Here is a 15,245-nt window from a genome sequence, read left to right as displayed (position 1 = left end):
ACGATCTGATGAGCGACTCCAAGGATCGGGTGATCGACGACATTTTCGATCAGGACGAGAGTCATCTGCATTTTCTGCATCTGACGCGCGAGGTACCCGGCGACTCGGCGCTGCCGGATGCGCCGGACCCGGCCAAGCACTGATTCCGAGCGCCGCAAACTGCGCGACCCCGGCCGGCCTGTTGCCGTGTGCGTTGGCAACAGGCCCTTCGCCGTTCTATTCCGCGTACAATTGTGCACAATCTCTTACGGCAACGAGCCCATGATCGAATTCGACAGGATCGAATCCGCTGCCCGCGCACACCTGGGCGGCACCGCGGAACTCGAGGCGGCGCTGGTGCGGCCGGAGCCGCCGGAAAGCCTCGCCATGATCGGAGACGACCGCTATTTGTCAGTGATGTGCCGGCGTATTTTTCGCGCCGGCCTGACGCATCGCCTGGTCGACGCACGCTGGCCGGCGTTCGAGGCAGAGTTCGATGATTTCCAGCTTGAATCCGTGGCCGCGCTCAGCGAGGACGATCTCAAACGACTGGCCAGCGACGAGCAGCTGATCCGCCATCGCCGGAAGATATTTGCCGTACGCGACAACGCACGGGCCATGCAGGCTATCGTCGACGAGTTCGGCAGCTTCGGCTTCTGGCTGGCGGAGTGGCCCGAGGACGAGATCGTCGAGCTCTGGGCTGAGCTCAAGGCACGCTTCACCCAGCTCGGCGGCCAGTCCGGCCCGGCCTTTCTCCGCATGGCCGGCAAGGATACCTTCTTGTTGACCGACTGGGTGGTGCGGGCGATGTCCGAATGGCAGGTTTATTCCGGCAAAGCAAACGGCCGGAGCGCGCACCGGCGTATTCAGGCACTATTCAATATCTGGAACGAACAGTCTGGCCGACCGTATTGCCAACTGAGTCAGATACTTGCATTTTCGATCGACTGAAACAGACGTTTTGATGGCAAAACTCCAAAGAAGCGCCCGAGCGCTCATCGTCGCATCAATGATGGCGACAGTCGCCATTCTGGCTGGTTGCGGCTCGAGCCAGTCCCAGGATGTGCATATTCGCGGCCGACTGGCGCTGGCGGGCGATGGCAAACTCCCGAATCATGCCAGCGCGCGTATCAGCCTGATCGAGCACGACGTTGGCGGCGGCGAGAATCGCATTGTGGCCGAGCGCACGCTGCACGATCTGGGCAAACTGCCGGTCAGCTTCAATATCTCGGTCGGATCGGCGTTGCTCGGCAGCGGCGGCCAGTACGGTCTATCGGCACAGATCATGGATAAGGGTGGCGACGTGCGTTGGCAGACGCCGGTGCCGCAGGCCGTCACCCCGCGCGAACAACAAAAGCCGGCGCTGTTGATGCTTCAGGCGAACGACTCCGGTGCGGGTGGGGATTTCCGGCATTATCGATGCGACGATGATTTTCGCTTCGATATGGCCCACACCCCTAAGCAAGCCATATTGCATATGGGTAAGCGGCAGATCACCCTGGAAGCAAAGAAAGGCAGCGGTGCGCAGGCAGCCGTTTACGCCGACGATCACGGTGACCAGCTTACATTTGGCCACGACAAGATCACGCTCAACATCGATGGTGCGAGCCACATGAACTGCGTGGCGCAGGGCGAGACTCCGACCTCCCCAGGTAACGGGAATCCGGGCCGCGAGCACCCGCCGGGCGAGCATTCCAGCGCCGGCAACGAGGCAAAAACCCCGCGTTCGTCAGCGTCAGGCGGCGACAGCCAGTAGCCGCACGACCCGTACCCGTGCCGAACCGCATGCCGGCGGCGTCGGCGCTCCGGAGTGCGGCGCTTTGACCTGAATCAAGATACCGCCGCCGCGATCGATGACGATGGTCGCCTCGTTCACGCCTACCCGGAGTCTCAGGTGGAAGTCGCGCGGTTCTGCGAAAAGGATGTCGTCACCACACCCAGGCATACGCGCATCCGTGATGCTGCGGCGCTGATGCGCAAATACCACGTCGGCTCACTGGTCATCGTCGAATCCGACGAGAAGGAGTCGGCGCTGGTGGGCGTCGTGACCGATCGGGATCTGGTGATCGAAGTGCTGGCTCAGGACGTACCGATCGATTCGCTGGCGGTTGGCGATATCGTTCAGACGCCCATCGAAACCATCGATGAATCGGCCGACATCTGGGAAGCGATGGAGTGCATGGCTGAACTGGGGGTGCGGCGACTGCCGGTCGTGGACGCCGAGTTCTATCTCCGCGGTATCATTACGCTGGACGACATTCTCGAGTGGTTTGCCGAATCAATGGATCGAATGCGTACCCTGGTCGGCAACGAAATCTGGCAGGAGACACGCGCCCGCCGTTAGCGTGCGAGCTCGGAAGCGGACGAGGGTCATGCGGTCGGACGGTTGGTTTTACCGGGCGTCCACCGACAGACCCGGGCGCCCGGTCTTTGTGCAACCGCCGCAGATTCGCTGATTCTCGATGGCCAGCTTGCCCGCGCGGGCCACGCTAAAGGAGGGGATGGCCAGTTTTAGCGCGCCGTACCCCGTATGCGCCGCCCCGGCGTTCCACGGACAATTCGTCGCCGGGCGTCAGCGAACAGCGCGACGGAAACTCACGATGAATGTCCGGCACTCACTTTCCCGTCGGTCGCCTCGCCCAGATGGATGGTTTCGAGTCCTTCCTCGAACGATGCGAACGACTGTTGCAGCACCCGGTGGCCGGGCCAGTGGTATTCCACGCGTGCTTCGGTCGGACGATAGACTGCGGTGTAGAGTGTGCCGAAGGCCCGCTCGTAGCGGATGCGATGAATCGGGGGTTCCAGGAAGCGGTTCACGAATCGGCTTTTGGTTTCGCTCGGATCGGCCAGGCGGTCTTCGAGAAAGGCGCGGCGCTCGATGCTCGCGCTCATGCGTGCGTAGGCCGGCCACTCGATACGATCCTGGTGGTTGGTGCTGACCGGCGACCGCACGAAGCGTGGTTTGCGGTCGGGGGCCAGATACGCGGTGACGAATACGCCGGCGCGATCCAGCAGTGTCAGGTTGTATGTCATGTGGACGGGCACACGCCGCAACACGAAACAGGCCTCACGGACGTTGTCGCATGTTTCCAGTATGTAGCGCAGCACCAGCGGCACGCCGAAACCGTCGCCCGTGGTCTTGCGCCCGCCGAATGCGAGCGAGACCGCGAGCCCGGCATCGTTGATTCCGTCCAGCACGCCCCAGAGACAATCGCTGATGGCGATGACCGGGCGCAGCCAGCGGGTTTTCAGCAGGGCCCATTCAAACAGAATGGGGCTGTAGTCGTAATTGCGAATCAGCGCCGGCTCGGGCCCGGCCCATACCGCCTGCGAGCACCCCAGCAGATAGGGCGGCGGGCGGTAGAAGCTCAGAAAACGCGCGGCGAGATCGCCGCCGCCGGCGAGATCGACCAGTTTGTCGTAGGTCGACAACAGCTCCGGCATATACGCGCGGAGGTTTCGCAACGACGTCATATAGCCCGGACGCGCGCGTTCGCCTTCGGAAAGAAACCACGTCTGATACGGCGGCCAATGCGCGTCGAAAAGGGCCTGCCACTTGGCGCCCGGTTCGTCTTCCTCGATCGAGGCCAGGCGAAACGTGCTCGGTGTATGCGCCATGGGCGAAGTCGGCGTGCTCATCCCGGTAACCTCTGTTCGGACCTGCCACGGGTTGCATCGGCCGTGGTGAATGGGGGAAGACGCGCCACGCCGGCACGTGATGCCTCGTCCTGGCATAACGTGGCCGACTCTCGGTGGGGCGTTCGGGGCGAAGCAATGCATTGGCGCGACGGGCCCGGTCGATCGGATAAGCCCGTCGCGTCTTTTTTCACCCGGTTCGCGCCCCGTCGCCGGGCAGGGCAGGCGCCTCTACAACAGCTTGAAAGAGCCCGGTACCGGATGAGCTTTCAAGGCACTCGGCGCGAGGTGCCCCTGGTTCTCGGCGCTGGCAGCCGAGGCCTGGAAATGCGACTTGATCCCGTCAATCCAGGCACGTGCGCGCCGGTTGAGCTCGAAATCGTCATTCATCAGACGTCCACGTGTGACCAGTATGCCCAGATCCGCGCCTTCGTACCAGTAGTCGCCGACACCGGCGATGCGCACGAACAAGGCCTCGGCCTCGCTTTCCACATGGTAACGATGGGTGTCATAGCGTGAGAAGCTGATTTGGCCGTCTGCATCCATGCGCCAGATGCCGGTCGGCGGTGCCTGGGTGATGACGCCGACCGCATCCGCCGTGTGCTTGAGCACCAATTGGCCCCAGGAGTCGATGTTGTCCGGCTCGGCCCAGCGCCGATTGATTTCATCGACGTCGAGTGTGTAATCCACGTCCATCCACTCCAGCAGATGAAACATGAACAACGGCATGTCCGACAACGAAAATGCGGCGTGGTTGGTAATGGAGCTGGCACCCGTGATGCGCGGGTTCATCTCGCCGAGATAGAGCTTGTCGGTATCGCGATCGATCAGGAAGTCCAGCTCGAAATAGCCGAGATAGCCCTCGCGCCTGAGGCATTCGCCCATCGCCAGGGTGGCGTCGCGCGCCTGATCACGCAGATCCGCATTGAAGGCGTTGGCAAATATCTCGTTACCGCACCAGCCCCCTTCATAGGGCGTGAGCTCGGGAAAGCCGACCAGCTCGGTCATGATCGGGGCCACGATCGTGCCGTGCCGCGTGACACAGGCCTCGACGGCGGTGCCGCGGGGCTTGATGCGTTTCATGATCTTGACGTCGCCGGCGCCGACGATCTCGTCGGCATGCTCGGCCCAGTCTTCCTCATCGGAGATCATGAAAGTGGTGTGACCCGAGTCGCCGAATGCAGTCTGCACCACGAGATCCGGCCCCAGGTCCGCGGCAAGCCGACGCAGGTCTTCATAGGAGCTCACGGCGGCCATCACGTTGGGAACGCAGTCGATACCTGCAGCTTCGGCAATTCGTGTGGTCACCAGCTTGTCGTCCAGATGCTGGCGCAGACTGGCCGGCGGCAGGCAGACTTCCAGATCCAGTTCGCGGGCGAGTCTCTCGGTGTTTTCGTCGAACATCAGGAACAGCGCCTTTCCGGGCCCGCGACTGCGGACGTAATCGGCCACGGCCTTGTGTTCGAGCAGATAGTTGTTGATGTCCTCGATGCTCTGGAATTCGGTATGCGCGATTTCCGGCGGCACGAACAGATTCGGGTGCTGGCCGTCGAAGCAATCGATGTAATTGATGTACTTGAAGTGATGCACCCATTCATCCGCGCCCAGCAGGTTGAAGTTCGTCGCGCTGATGAAATAGATCGGCGTGTCGTTGCGCCGGAAGAACCGCCGGATATCGGACAGGCCGTGGAGCGTCCGAGTCGACTGGACGGGCGCGGTGTTCTGATTCTCCATGGCTGTCTCCCTGGTTATGGATTGTCGTTTGGCGGCGTATCGGTATCGGATACGACGCTGGAATAGGCGCCTGATGACGCGCCATCGGATGCTTCTGAACCGGCATTTATACATATGCGCTCAGGCTTTTTCAGTGGCCCCAGTGAGTCAAGATAGGGCGATTGCGCGCCCGCCTGATAAATCGCGAATTCGACCGGTTTGTCGCGGAAACTCTTCAAGGGTTGCCCAAGGCTCAGCAAACCTCGTTCGCGCGATCGGCGTACGGTATCGAAGTCGATTTCCAGCGGGATGAATTCCTCACTGCTGCCGGCTTGATGAAGCACCTGGCCGTGCGGGCTGCATACGATGGAGCGTCCATAGCCACCGGCGCCGAGACCGTTGATATCGAACAGGTAACACTGATTGACTGCGGCGTTGGCACGCGTGATCGAAAGCTCTACATCGCGGTCGATGGATGAGGTCAGCGTCGGGCGTAGAATTACCTCGGCCCCCATGCTGACCAGTGTCCGAGTGACTTCCGGAAACCAGGTGTCATAGCAGATCGTCATGCCGAAGCGGCCCACCTCGGGCACGTCGAATACGAAGAACTCGTTGCCCGGCGTGATGCCCTGTTCGTAGGGCTCGAACACGAACATCTTTCGATAGCGACCGACGACATTGCCGGTCGGGTCGATGACTGACGCCGTGTTGTAGATGAGGCCGTCGTCGGCCCGTTCGAACATCGAGCCGGTCACCAGCCAGATCTGGTGCTTGGCGGCGGCTTCGGCCAGCGCGGTTTCCGCCGAGCCGGGCAGGGCCTGCGCTTTCGACGGCAGCGGGCCGCAGGCGGCAAGCTCGCTGAACGTCACCATCTGCACCCACGGATAAACCGCCATGAGCGCGTCGATGCGATTTTTCATGCCCTCGACGTTGCTCTGCGTTGCCGAGACGTACATCTGAATGCCTGCAATGGCGAATGGCGTCATATGCCTCTTCTTTTAAAAAGTTCGGTTGATAATCTGAAGGGTAAACCAAGAGTGTGGGTCACGTCCCGAATCGGCGCCTCAATCACGCGACCGCCTCGCGTGCCGAGGGCTCCAAGTGCTGCAAACATCGCCCGACACGCCGCCCCCGGGGCGGCGAAAATAGTTGTGCCGGACAAGCAAGCCGAGTGCCGCGCGCCTGTCACGGCGCAACCTGATGCCGGCGCGCCTCGACAGCGGGTCGTCTGTCGTCTTCTCTCATGCTGGATGCTCCGCGGCGCGCGCGAGCGCCTGCTCGTTGAAGATCAGCAGGCCCAGCTCGGGCCGGTAGCCGTGCACTTCCTTGACATCCAGCGCGGTCAGGAAATCGATGATTTCCTGGCTGATTACCTGGCCCGGGACGAGTACCGGAAAACCCGGCGGATAGGGAATGACAAAACTGGCCGAAACGACTTCTCGGCCTGCCTGCAAATCGCGCTGCAGGGCGCCATTGTCGAAGCGTAGATAATCGGTATTGTCGTCGTCATAGCTCAGAAAATAGGCGCGCCGGATGTCGCCCTCGGGCGTCGCGCTGTCCGGCCAGGGGCGGAACGCGTCGTGAAAGCGACTGAAATCGGGCAACGGGGGCAGTTCGCGGGTCAATGAGTGGATCCGGTGCTCGATAACCTTGCGTTCGCTGCGGCCACTGTCTTCCCAGCGGCGCTCGAAATCCTTGGCCAGCCGGATGAGGACATCGATCAGGTAGGCGATCGAGCTGCGCGAAGTCCCGATGTTGGTCATGAACAGCACGGTATTGCGCGAGGTCTTGTTGATCTGGATGCCGAACTGGTTCATCAGGTAATCGGTCCGGAACTGGTCGCCGTCAACCCCGGTATTGCCGATCGCGATGGTCACCCGGGTCGGGTCGACGACGAACTCGTCCTGCGCCCAGGCCTCCTCCATCTGATGCCAGCCCCGATGATGATCGTAGAAGGTGTGCACGCCCGACTGGCGATATTCGGCCGGAATCATGTCGCCGTTCTTGAGGACCTGGAAATACTTCTTGAGCAGGGGATGGTTGTATAACTGCTCGCGTAGCGACAGTGCCGTTTCGATCTGCGAATTGACCAGTTCGAAGCCTTCCATCTCGGCCTGCATGCGTCCCACGTCGAGCGACGCCAGAATCTGGTAGTTCGGCGAGGTCGACGTATGCGTCATGTAGGCTTCGTGGAAGGTGGATTCCACCTTCTGGCGAAAGTCCTGATCGTAGATATGGATCATCGAACCCTGACGCAGTGAGGTCAGCGTCTTGTGGGTGGAGTGGGTTGCATAGACCCGAATGCGCACCTGATCCGGATCCGGTCGCAAACGTTGATCGAGCCAGGTTGCGTCATCATCCGGGTCGAGCGCGTCGAAGCGTGCTTTCCACGCGGCATATTCTCGGCGATAGGCGGTGCTGCGATAACGATCGCGCAGGGTGTCGGCGGCGTTCATGGCCGTGCGGGGGCGATAGGTCGGGTTGAACGTGGCAAAGGCAAACCACGCCTCGTCCCAGAGGAACATGAGGTCGGGCTTGATGGCCAGACACTCTTCCATCACGCGTCGCGTGTCGTAGACGATGCCATCGAAGGTGCAGTTGGTCAGCAGCAGCATCTTGACCTGGTCGAGCCGACCTGCGCGCTTGTATTCCAGCAGCGTCTTCTTGATCGTCTTCAGCGGGACCGCACCGTACATCGAGTAATCGTCGAGCGGATAGGAATCCAGATAGCTCGCGTAGGCGCCGGTCAGCACCAGGCCATAGTGATGCGACTTGTGGCAATCACGGTCCACCAGTACGACATCGCCGGGCTTGACCAGCGCCTGCACCACGATCTTGTTTGCCGTGGAGGTGCCGTTGGTGACGAAGAAGCTCTCGCGCGCGCCGAAGGCGCGTGCGGCGTATTCCTGTGCCCGCTTGATGGGCCCGTAGGGTTGCAGCAGGGAGTCGAGCCCGCCCGAGGTGGCCGATGTTTCCGCCAGAAAGATGTTGATGCCGTAGAAGTCGATCATCTGACCGGCCCAGTGGGACCGGGTGATCGACTTGCCTCGCGAGATGGGCATGGCATGAAAAACGCCGGTGGGCTTGCGGCTGTATTCCCGCAGGGCATCGAAGAACGGCGTGCGATAGCGGTTGTCGATCGCCCGCAGGATGGTGTGGTGCTGCTCGATGTAGTCGGTTTCGCGATAGAAGATACGGGTGAAGTAATCGATATCGCGGCTGGCAGTGGACTCCACTTCGCCATTGGTCACCAGGAACTGATCGATTTCCGGACGCAGCTGGTGGATCATGGCGCCCAGTTGGATGCTGCGCTCGGAGGCCGGCTGGTTTTCCAGATCCATTTCCGACAGGCCTTCCAGCGTCCGCCGAATGGCGCTGAGGTTGTATTTCGACTTGTAGGGAAACTCGTAGCGGATCAGGCACGCCTGAATATTGGGGTTGATCAATACGGCGATCAGCGCATCCTCGAAGCTGCGTACCGTGACCACGTCATAGACAAACCGATCTTCCTCACGGCGCATGCGGTAGAAGGCGTCCCGCACCACCTCGTCCTCATCGGCCGACAGATTGTCGACAAGCAGCACTTCGAAGTAGGGCTGGGCCGATGAGTTGAACCCGGGGTGGCCGCGCCGGAAACGGGCCAGGGCGTCGTGGTTCTCGATATCCTCGGCGTCGGTATCGCTCAGGTCGATCGGCCGGCGCCGATACGACTCGCTGACCAGTGCGCGCACAAGACGGTTGACCACCTTGTCGAGCTGGGCGTATTGCCGCTCGTTGAAAAGCGACCACAGATGGCGAAAGTCTTCGCTGGAAGGAAAGGCGTGATAATCCTCGATGATCTCGAGCCGCGTCAGCTTGATGCCGATCGCCTTGACCAGCCTGCGCGTCTGACGCGGCTTGTCCGAGCGCAAGACATCGGCCAGATCGTGCGTCAACGCGTTCCAGGTATCGGAACGCAGATGCGAAATCTTGTGATAAAAGCCCAGCGCGGTGTGCGGCGCTTCGGTTCGAGTCTTTATTGTCATGACGCTACCGTATTTGATTCGCAGTGGTTCCGGCAGACCGGACGGGCGCGCACCCTTGAGTTCCGTAAATTGACCTGGGCGACGGCAACAAGCCGAACGCCCACGGTAGACGTGGAAACCGGCCGATCGATCCGGAACTGCGTGCCCGGAATGGCGTGGCTGGTATGCGTGTCGGCTGACACCGTCCTGTCCTTATTCGGACGCGGCAATCAGACTGGCGTTACCGCCGGCGGCCGTCGTGTCCACACATAAATGACGCTCGATGACGAACCGCTGATCCAGGATATGTTCCGTGATCAACGGCAGCAATGCGCCATCGCGCCTGGCGAGCGCGACGCGGTATTCGCGCAGCACCGGACTCTGGGCGCAGCTCACGACCGCCTGAAAACCCTGCGCGTCGACCAGCGCCTCCGGCGCCAGCTGTCCGGCCATGCCGACGATCGGCAGGCCCGCTTTAGCAGCCTTGCCAACCTGTTCGTCCACGCCCGGGGCGATCACGGCCACCTTATTGCCCTGTGACAATGCCGTCGCCGCCTGTTCGAGTGCGGTGTTCCGATCCGGGCCAAGACACAACACAACGCCGCGGGCGTGATGCGACAGACGGTTGAGTTCACCGGTCGGCCCGGGCATTTGTTCATCCTGGGCATCCAGCGGCGCCGGCACATGGCCAAAGATCGGCGTCAATGCCTCGATACGCGCCCCCGGGTTGGGCGCCGTGAGCGAATCAAGCTTGTCGACCAGGCCTTGCAGTTCCTTTGCCTCGATCTTTTTGCCGCCGGAATCGGCGGCTACCTCGATCGTCTCGCCCTGCATGAAGCGGCGGACGTATTGTGGCCCGCCCGCTTTCGGCCCGGTGCCCGACAGGCCTTCGCCGCCGAACGGCTGGGAGCCGACGATCGCCCCGATCTGATTGCGGTTGACGTAGACGTTGCCCACCTTGATGCGACTTGAAATGCGCTCGACACGGCGGTCCACGCGCGTATGGATGCCGAACGTCAGGCCATAGCCCTTCGCATTGACCGCATCCACGACCTTATCGATATCCTTGGCGGCAAACGTGGCCACATGCAGTACCGGCCCGAACACTTCCTCTTCGAGTTCCTCGATGCCGCTGACCTTGATTACGGCCGGCGACACAAACGTCCCGTTTCCGGGGGCCGGTACTTTCTTGAGCAACCGGCCCTTGGCCTCGAAGTTGGCGCAGTGATCGGCGATTTTCTTGCGCGCGGCTTCGTCGATCACCGGGCCGACATCGGTCGACAGCAGCCAGGGATCGCCGATACCCAGCTCATCCATCGCGCCGTAGAGCATTTCCAGCAGGTTATCCGCAATGTCTTTCTGCACATACAGCATACGAAGCGCGGAACAACGCTGCCCCGCGCTCTGGAAGGAGGAGGCCAGCACATCGCGCACGACCTGTTCGGGGAGGGCGGTCGAATCGACAATCATGGCGTTCAGCCCGCCGGTTTCCGCCACCAGCGGGGCGTCCGGCGCCAGGTTTTCCGCCATCACCTTGTTGATTCGCTGCGCCGTTGCCGTCGATCCCGTGAAGCAGACCCCGGAGACGCGGGCGTCGGATGTCAGCGCCCCACCCACGGTGGCACCGCTGCCCGGCAGCAGTTGAATCACGTCTTCGGGAATTCCGGCCTCGTGCATCAACGCCACGGCGCGCGCGGCCAGTAGCGAGGTCTGTTCGGCCGGCTTGGCCAGAACCGCGTTCCCGGCCACCAGATTGGCCATGATCTGGCCGGTGAAGATGGCCAGCGGGAAGTTCCATGGGGAAATACACACCATGACGCCGCGCGCGTGACCGCTGTCCCGGTAGCGCACGCCTTCATTGGCATAGTACAGGGCGAAATCCACGGCCTCGCGGATCTCGGCAATGCCGTCCAGCAGGGATTTGCCGGCCTCCCGGGTCGCCAGCGCGAACAGCTCGTGGGCGTTGGCCTCGTACAGGTCCGCGACTTTGCGCAGGCACTGCGCCCGCTCCTCGGCGGGGCGTGCAGACCAGGCTTTGAAACCTTTCTGGGCCGCGGCAATCGCGGTGTTTACGTCGGCCTCGGAGGCCTGCGTGACATGGCCCACCGTGTCTTCGGGATTCGCCGGGTTGCGCACGGTCTGGACCTCGGTTCCCGATACCTCACCGGCAATGACTGGGCCGCCGCGCCAGCGGTGGTCGCGATAGGCATCGCGCCCGGCATCGATCTCTTTAACCGTAACCGGGTCGGTGATATCCCAACCCTTGGAATTGCGGCGCTGGGCCCCGAACAGCTTGAACGGGTGAACAATCGCCTTGCTGGAAATGTTGTTTCCCATCGCCTTGACGGCATCGACCGGATCCTTGGCGATCTCTTCCGGCGTAATGCTTTTATCGACAATCTGGTTGACGAATGAGCTGTTGGCCCCGTTTTCCAGCAGGCGGCGTACCAGGTATGCCAGCAGATGCTTGTGCGGGCCGACCGGTGCATAAATACGACAAGGTACGCCACTGACTTTCAACACCTCGTCGTGCAGGGATTCGCCCATGCCATGCAGGCGTTGGAACTCGTAGTTATCCACGCCCTTGCGCTTGGCCAACTCAAGAATCGAGGACACCGAATGGGCATTGTGGGTGGCGAACTGGGGATAGATGCGGTCGGTCATGTTCAGCAGCTTGGTCGCGCACGACAGGAACGACACATCACTGCAGGCCTTGCGGGTGAATACCGGAAAACCGTTCAGCCCCATGGTCTGGGCGCGCTTGATTTCCGCATCCCAGTAAGCCCCCTTGACCAGACGCACCATGAAGCGCCGATCGTATTTTTTCGCCAGGGCGTAAAGCCAGTCGAGGACGAAGGCGGAACGCTTGCCATAGGCCTGAACCACGACGCCGAAGCCGTCCCAACCGTTCAGTTCAGGATCCGACACGATGGCTTCGATCACATCGAGAGACAGGTCGAGCCGGTCTTGTTCCTCGGCGTCGATGTTGAATCCCATATTGACCGCCGCCGCTTTTTTTACCAGCTCGCGGGCGCGGGGCAGAAGCTCGTTCATCACCCGTTCTTTGTTGCCGTATTCGTAGCGGGCGAGCAGGGCGGACAGCTTGACCGAAATGCCCGGATTCTTGCGCACATCGCCTTTACAGGCTTTTGCAATGCTGTCGATCGCGTTGGAATAGGACTCGAAATAGTGTTTGGCGTCGTCGTCGGTGCGCGCCGCTTCGCCCAGCATGTCGTAGGAGTAGGTGTAGCCCTTGGCCATGTACTCCTTCGCTTCGCGCTGTGCCTCGTCGATATTCCGGCCCAGGACGAACTGGCGCCCCATCTCTTTCATCGCCTGGCCCGCGACGGTGCGGATCACCGGCTCGCCGAAGCGCTTGACCAGCCTGCGAAGCGTATCTCCCACGCTGTTGTGTTCGGCGTCCTTGAGCAGATTGCTGGTCATCAGCAACGCAACGGTCGCGGTATTGATCAGCGAAGACGACGCCTTGCCGCGGTGCGTGCCCCAGGCGCCGGAGCTGATCTTGTCCTCGATCAGGTCGTTGATGGTGGTGTTGTCCGGCACCCGCAGCAGCGCCTCGGCGAGACACATCAACGCGACGCCTTCCTTGGTGGTCAGCCCATACTCCGCCAGGAACTTCTCCATGATGGTGGGCTGCGCGTTCTTGCGGACACCGCGCACCAGATCCGCCGCACGGGCCGAAATGGCCTCACGCTCGGCCGGCGTCAACTGAGCCCCCGCAATCATCTTGTGAATCACCGTGTGTTCGTCCGCGAGGTAGTAGTCGCGTATCGCTTGCCGGCTATCGACGAGTTCGGGCGTCTCTGACTGTGACGGTCTCATGGTTCTACCCTCGGTGTTAGACGTCGCGCCGGCAATCCGCCGATGTCGACAAAGGCCATTACCCGTAACCAACCAAGCAAGCGCCCCTATTTATCTTTAGCACGACCCAAGCGTTCATGAATACGCCAATAGCCTTATGAGGCCGCGCGAGGGCATGGACGAACCCGGCCGCTGCAAACTTGTTTTACGCCCCCGGGATAACATCGCGTACCGCCGCTAGGGGCTCTCGAAAGACTCGGGCGGCGCAGCATCGGTTCCGCTTCGCACGAAGCGCCATTGGCGAGGCCAATGCGCAGTCCGAGCCGTGCCTCGGCGGCGCACGGTAACAGAGTGCGGCGTGGGTTATTCGTAATACCGACCAATACTCTCAGCGCGAAACGGGAACGGGCGCGGGTTGCACATTCGCGGGTCATGTCCCGAACCTGGTGGCGATGCGACCGCCGAGCCGAATGCGCATGCGCCGTCACCGCGCCGATTATCGCGCAACTCGTCAGCCCGCACGCGATGCTGGCGGATCGGTCGACCGCGGCGAGCCGCCAAAACGCCGCTGCGAATCGCGCGACCGGGGCCCGATACACCGGGCTCGACCGGCGCATCAGTCCAGGAATGCCGGCCTTACGTCATCTCCGGAGTCGGTAAACCTCGATCGATAACGCTGGCGCGGCCGGACGCTCGCATGGGGCGCCAGCATAAACGAGTCGAACCGATGACGGCCGAAAAGTCCGTCGGAATCCTTGGAGCCGATTCGGGTTCGAGCCGCACGATATCGCCGACAGCGTGACGCTGCGGAAGACAAGTATGCCGCGGCTCCAGCCCGGTAGTTCCGCGCGGGGCCGGCGAAGCCAAGCGGGCCGGATACGGCGACAGAGCGTCGGCGCGAACACATCGAGTCATGTGATGCATGGATCCGGTCGTGGCAGAGTCGGGCGATCGCCGAGGCGGGCCGGTTAAGACACATACTACTGTGCATAATGTATATTATGTTAAATTACGGATCGGACCCATTGTGTGTATCCCGGTTTGCCAATCCAACTGCCACAATGCCCGTTGTCGCAACAGCGCCAATCTTACTGGGACAGATAAACGTTCGAGACTTTGGCCTTGTCTTCGGGTTCGACGTGGATGGTGACCGTACTGTCGGCCACTTCGTCCGCGATGGCCGCCTCAAGCCGATCGCAGATCACGTGGGCGTCTTCGACCGACATGTCGCCCGGTACCACCAGATGAAAATCGATGAAGGTCCGCCGACCGGCATGGCGCGTGCGCAGGTCGTGCGCTTGGTAGGCACCCTGCGAGTGATTGAAGATCGCGGCTCGAATCCGTTCCAGTTCGGCCTCGGATACGGCCTCGTCCATCAAACCGCCGACGGATTCGCGTACCAGTTGCCATCCGGACCATAGAATATTGATCGCGACCAGTATGGCAATTACCGGGTCGAGCCAGAGCCAGCCGGTCAGCCCGACGAGTACTACACCCGCGAACACGCCGATCGATGTCACCACATCGGCATAAAGGTGGCGCCCGTCGGCCGCAAGCGCCGGCGATCTCAAGCGGCGGCCGTTGCGCATCAGAACGGCCGCCCACACCGCGTTCAGCACGGTTGCCACCGCGTTGAGCAACAATCCGTGTACAGGCGCGTTCAAGGCATGAAGATGGAAGAACGTCTGCCCTGCCTGGCGGAAGATCGCCAGCGCGGCAATCACGATCAATACGCCTTCGAGTACGGCCGAGAAATATTCGGCCTTGTGGTGACCGTAGGGATGGTTTTCGTCCGCGGGCATGGCGCTGACGCGCAGGGCCACGACGGCCGCCCCGGCGGCGACGATATTGATGATGCTCTCGAGCGCATCCGAATAAAGTGCCGCGCTGCCGGTGACGGCGTACGCCAGATATTTAAGAACAAAGACAGCAATACCGACGATGACGCTGCCGAGGGCATAGCGGACAGTTGTGATCACGAGGCCGGGTTCGCTGGGAACGGCTGCGGATGATAGGGCCGAATGCCGGCGAATTGCAATTTGGACCCGTGGGGTCTTTTTCTATACCACCGCCATTAAACTTTCATCTTTC

The 15,245-nt window shown here is 61.6% G+C and carries 10 protein-coding genes; 4 read left to right on the top strand and 6 right to left on the bottom strand.

The window, feature by feature from the left end; translation table 11 throughout:
• Positions 1 to 8 precede the first annotated feature (8 nt).
• From SALB1_RS19615 to SALB1_RS15540, 4 genes are all read left to right on the top strand, one after another.
• The gene (locus SALB1_RS19615) at positions 9 to 143 is read left to right on the top strand and encodes a hypothetical protein (RefSeq protein WP_255414427.1); all 135 of its coding nucleotides are present in this window, start codon (positions 9 to 11) and stop codon (positions 141 to 143) included.
• Between the two features lie 118 nt (positions 144 to 261).
• On the top strand, positions 262 to 930 hold the full coding sequence (locus SALB1_RS15550) for a DNA-3-methyladenine glycosylase I (protein ID WP_158590778.1): 669 nt from the start codon (positions 262 to 264) through the stop codon (positions 928 to 930).
• A 61-nt stretch (positions 931 to 991) separates the two neighbouring features.
• The gene (locus SALB1_RS15545) at positions 992 to 1,735 is read left to right on the top strand and encodes a YbaY family lipoprotein (RefSeq protein ID WP_158590777.1); all 744 of its coding nucleotides are present in this window, start codon (positions 992 to 994) and stop codon (positions 1,733 to 1,735) included.
• A gap of 138 nt (positions 1,736 to 1,873) precedes the next feature.
• Positions 1,874 to 2,323, top strand: coding sequence for a CBS domain-containing protein (locus SALB1_RS15540; RefSeq protein WP_158590776.1), 450 nt, complete (start codon positions 1,874 to 1,876; stop codon positions 2,321 to 2,323).
• Between the two features lie 251 nt (positions 2,324 to 2,574).
• On the opposite strand, the gene SALB1_RS15535 is transcribed toward SALB1_RS15540, so the two are convergent.
• The 6 genes from SALB1_RS15535 to SALB1_RS15510 all read right to left on the bottom strand — a co-directional run bounded on the left by SALB1_RS15535 (position 2,575) and on the right by SALB1_RS15510 (position 15,130).
• Positions 2,575 to 3,618 carry a C45 family autoproteolytic acyltransferase/hydolase gene (locus tag SALB1_RS15535; RefSeq protein ID WP_199678831.1) on the bottom strand — a complete coding sequence of 348 codons (1,044 nt, stop codon included), beginning with the start codon at positions 3,616 to 3,618 and terminating at the stop codon, positions 2,575 to 2,577.
• A 228-nt stretch (positions 3,619 to 3,846) separates the two neighbouring features.
• The gene (locus SALB1_RS15530) at positions 3,847 to 5,349 is read right to left on the bottom strand and encodes a biotin carboxylase (RefSeq protein WP_109994663.1); all 1,503 of its coding nucleotides are present in this window, start codon (positions 5,347 to 5,349) and stop codon (positions 3,847 to 3,849) included.
• Between the two features lie 14 nt (positions 5,350 to 5,363).
• Positions 5,364 to 6,314, bottom strand: a complete 951-nt coding sequence (locus tag SALB1_RS15525; RefSeq protein ID WP_109994662.1) for a carbon-nitrogen hydrolase family protein — start codon at positions 6,312 to 6,314, stop codon at positions 5,364 to 5,366.
• Positions 6,315 to 6,569: 255 nt separating this feature from the next.
• On the bottom strand, positions 6,570 to 9,353 hold the full coding sequence (locus SALB1_RS15520; protein WP_109994661.1) for an aminotransferase class I/II-fold pyridoxal phosphate-dependent enzyme: 2,784 nt from the start codon (positions 9,351 to 9,353) through the stop codon (positions 6,570 to 6,572).
• Between the two features lie 192 nt (positions 9,354 to 9,545).
• Positions 9,546 to 13,175: a bifunctional proline dehydrogenase/L-glutamate gamma-semialdehyde dehydrogenase PutA gene (gene putA, locus SALB1_RS15515; RefSeq protein ID WP_109994660.1), complete on the bottom strand. Its 3,630-nt coding sequence runs from the start codon at positions 13,173 to 13,175 to the stop codon at positions 9,546 to 9,548.
• Positions 13,176 to 14,242: 1,067 nt separating this feature from the next.
• Complete coding sequence (locus SALB1_RS15510) at positions 14,243 to 15,130, bottom strand: cation diffusion facilitator family transporter (RefSeq protein WP_370453261.1); 888 nt, start codon at positions 15,128 to 15,130, stop codon at positions 14,243 to 14,245.
• Positions 15,131 to 15,245 lie beyond the last annotated feature (115 nt).

Source organism: Salinisphaera sp. LB1 (assembly GCF_003177035.1).
Classification (GTDB): domain Bacteria; phylum Pseudomonadota; class Gammaproteobacteria; order Nevskiales; family Salinisphaeraceae; genus Salinisphaera.
This window is presented reverse-complemented; position numbering and strand designations above follow the sequence as displayed.

What these genes read in the sequence shown, in the direction of transcription:
- SALB1_RS15525 (WP_109994662.1), bottom strand. Translation starts at nt 6,314, where the DNA reads ATGACGCCATTCGCCATTGCAGGCATTCAGATGTACGTCTCGGCAACG.
- SALB1_RS15535 (WP_199678831.1), bottom strand. Translation starts at nt 3,618, where the DNA reads ATGAGCACGCCGACTTCGCCCATGGCGCATACACCGAGCACGTTTCGC.
- SALB1_RS15550 (WP_158590778.1), top strand. Translation starts at nt 262, where the DNA reads ATGATCGAATTCGACAGGATCGAATCCGCTGCCCGCGCACACCTGGGC.
- SALB1_RS19615 (WP_255414427.1), top strand. Translation starts at nt 9, where the DNA reads ATGAGCGACTCCAAGGATCGGGTGATCGACGACATTTTCGATCAGGAC.
- SALB1_RS15520 (WP_109994661.1), bottom strand. Translation starts at nt 9,353, where the DNA reads ATGACAATAAAGACTCGAACCGAAGCGCCGCACACCGCGCTGGGCTTT.
- SALB1_RS15530 (WP_109994663.1), bottom strand. Translation starts at nt 5,349, where the DNA reads ATGGAGAATCAGAACACCGCGCCCGTCCAGTCGACTCGGACGCTCCAC.
- putA (WP_109994660.1), bottom strand. Translation starts at nt 13,175, where the DNA reads ATGAGACCGTCACAGTCAGAGACGCCCGAACTCGTCGATAGCCGGCAA.
- SALB1_RS15545 (WP_158590777.1), top strand. Translation starts at nt 992, where the DNA reads ATGGCGACAGTCGCCATTCTGGCTGGTTGCGGCTCGAGCCAGTCCCAG.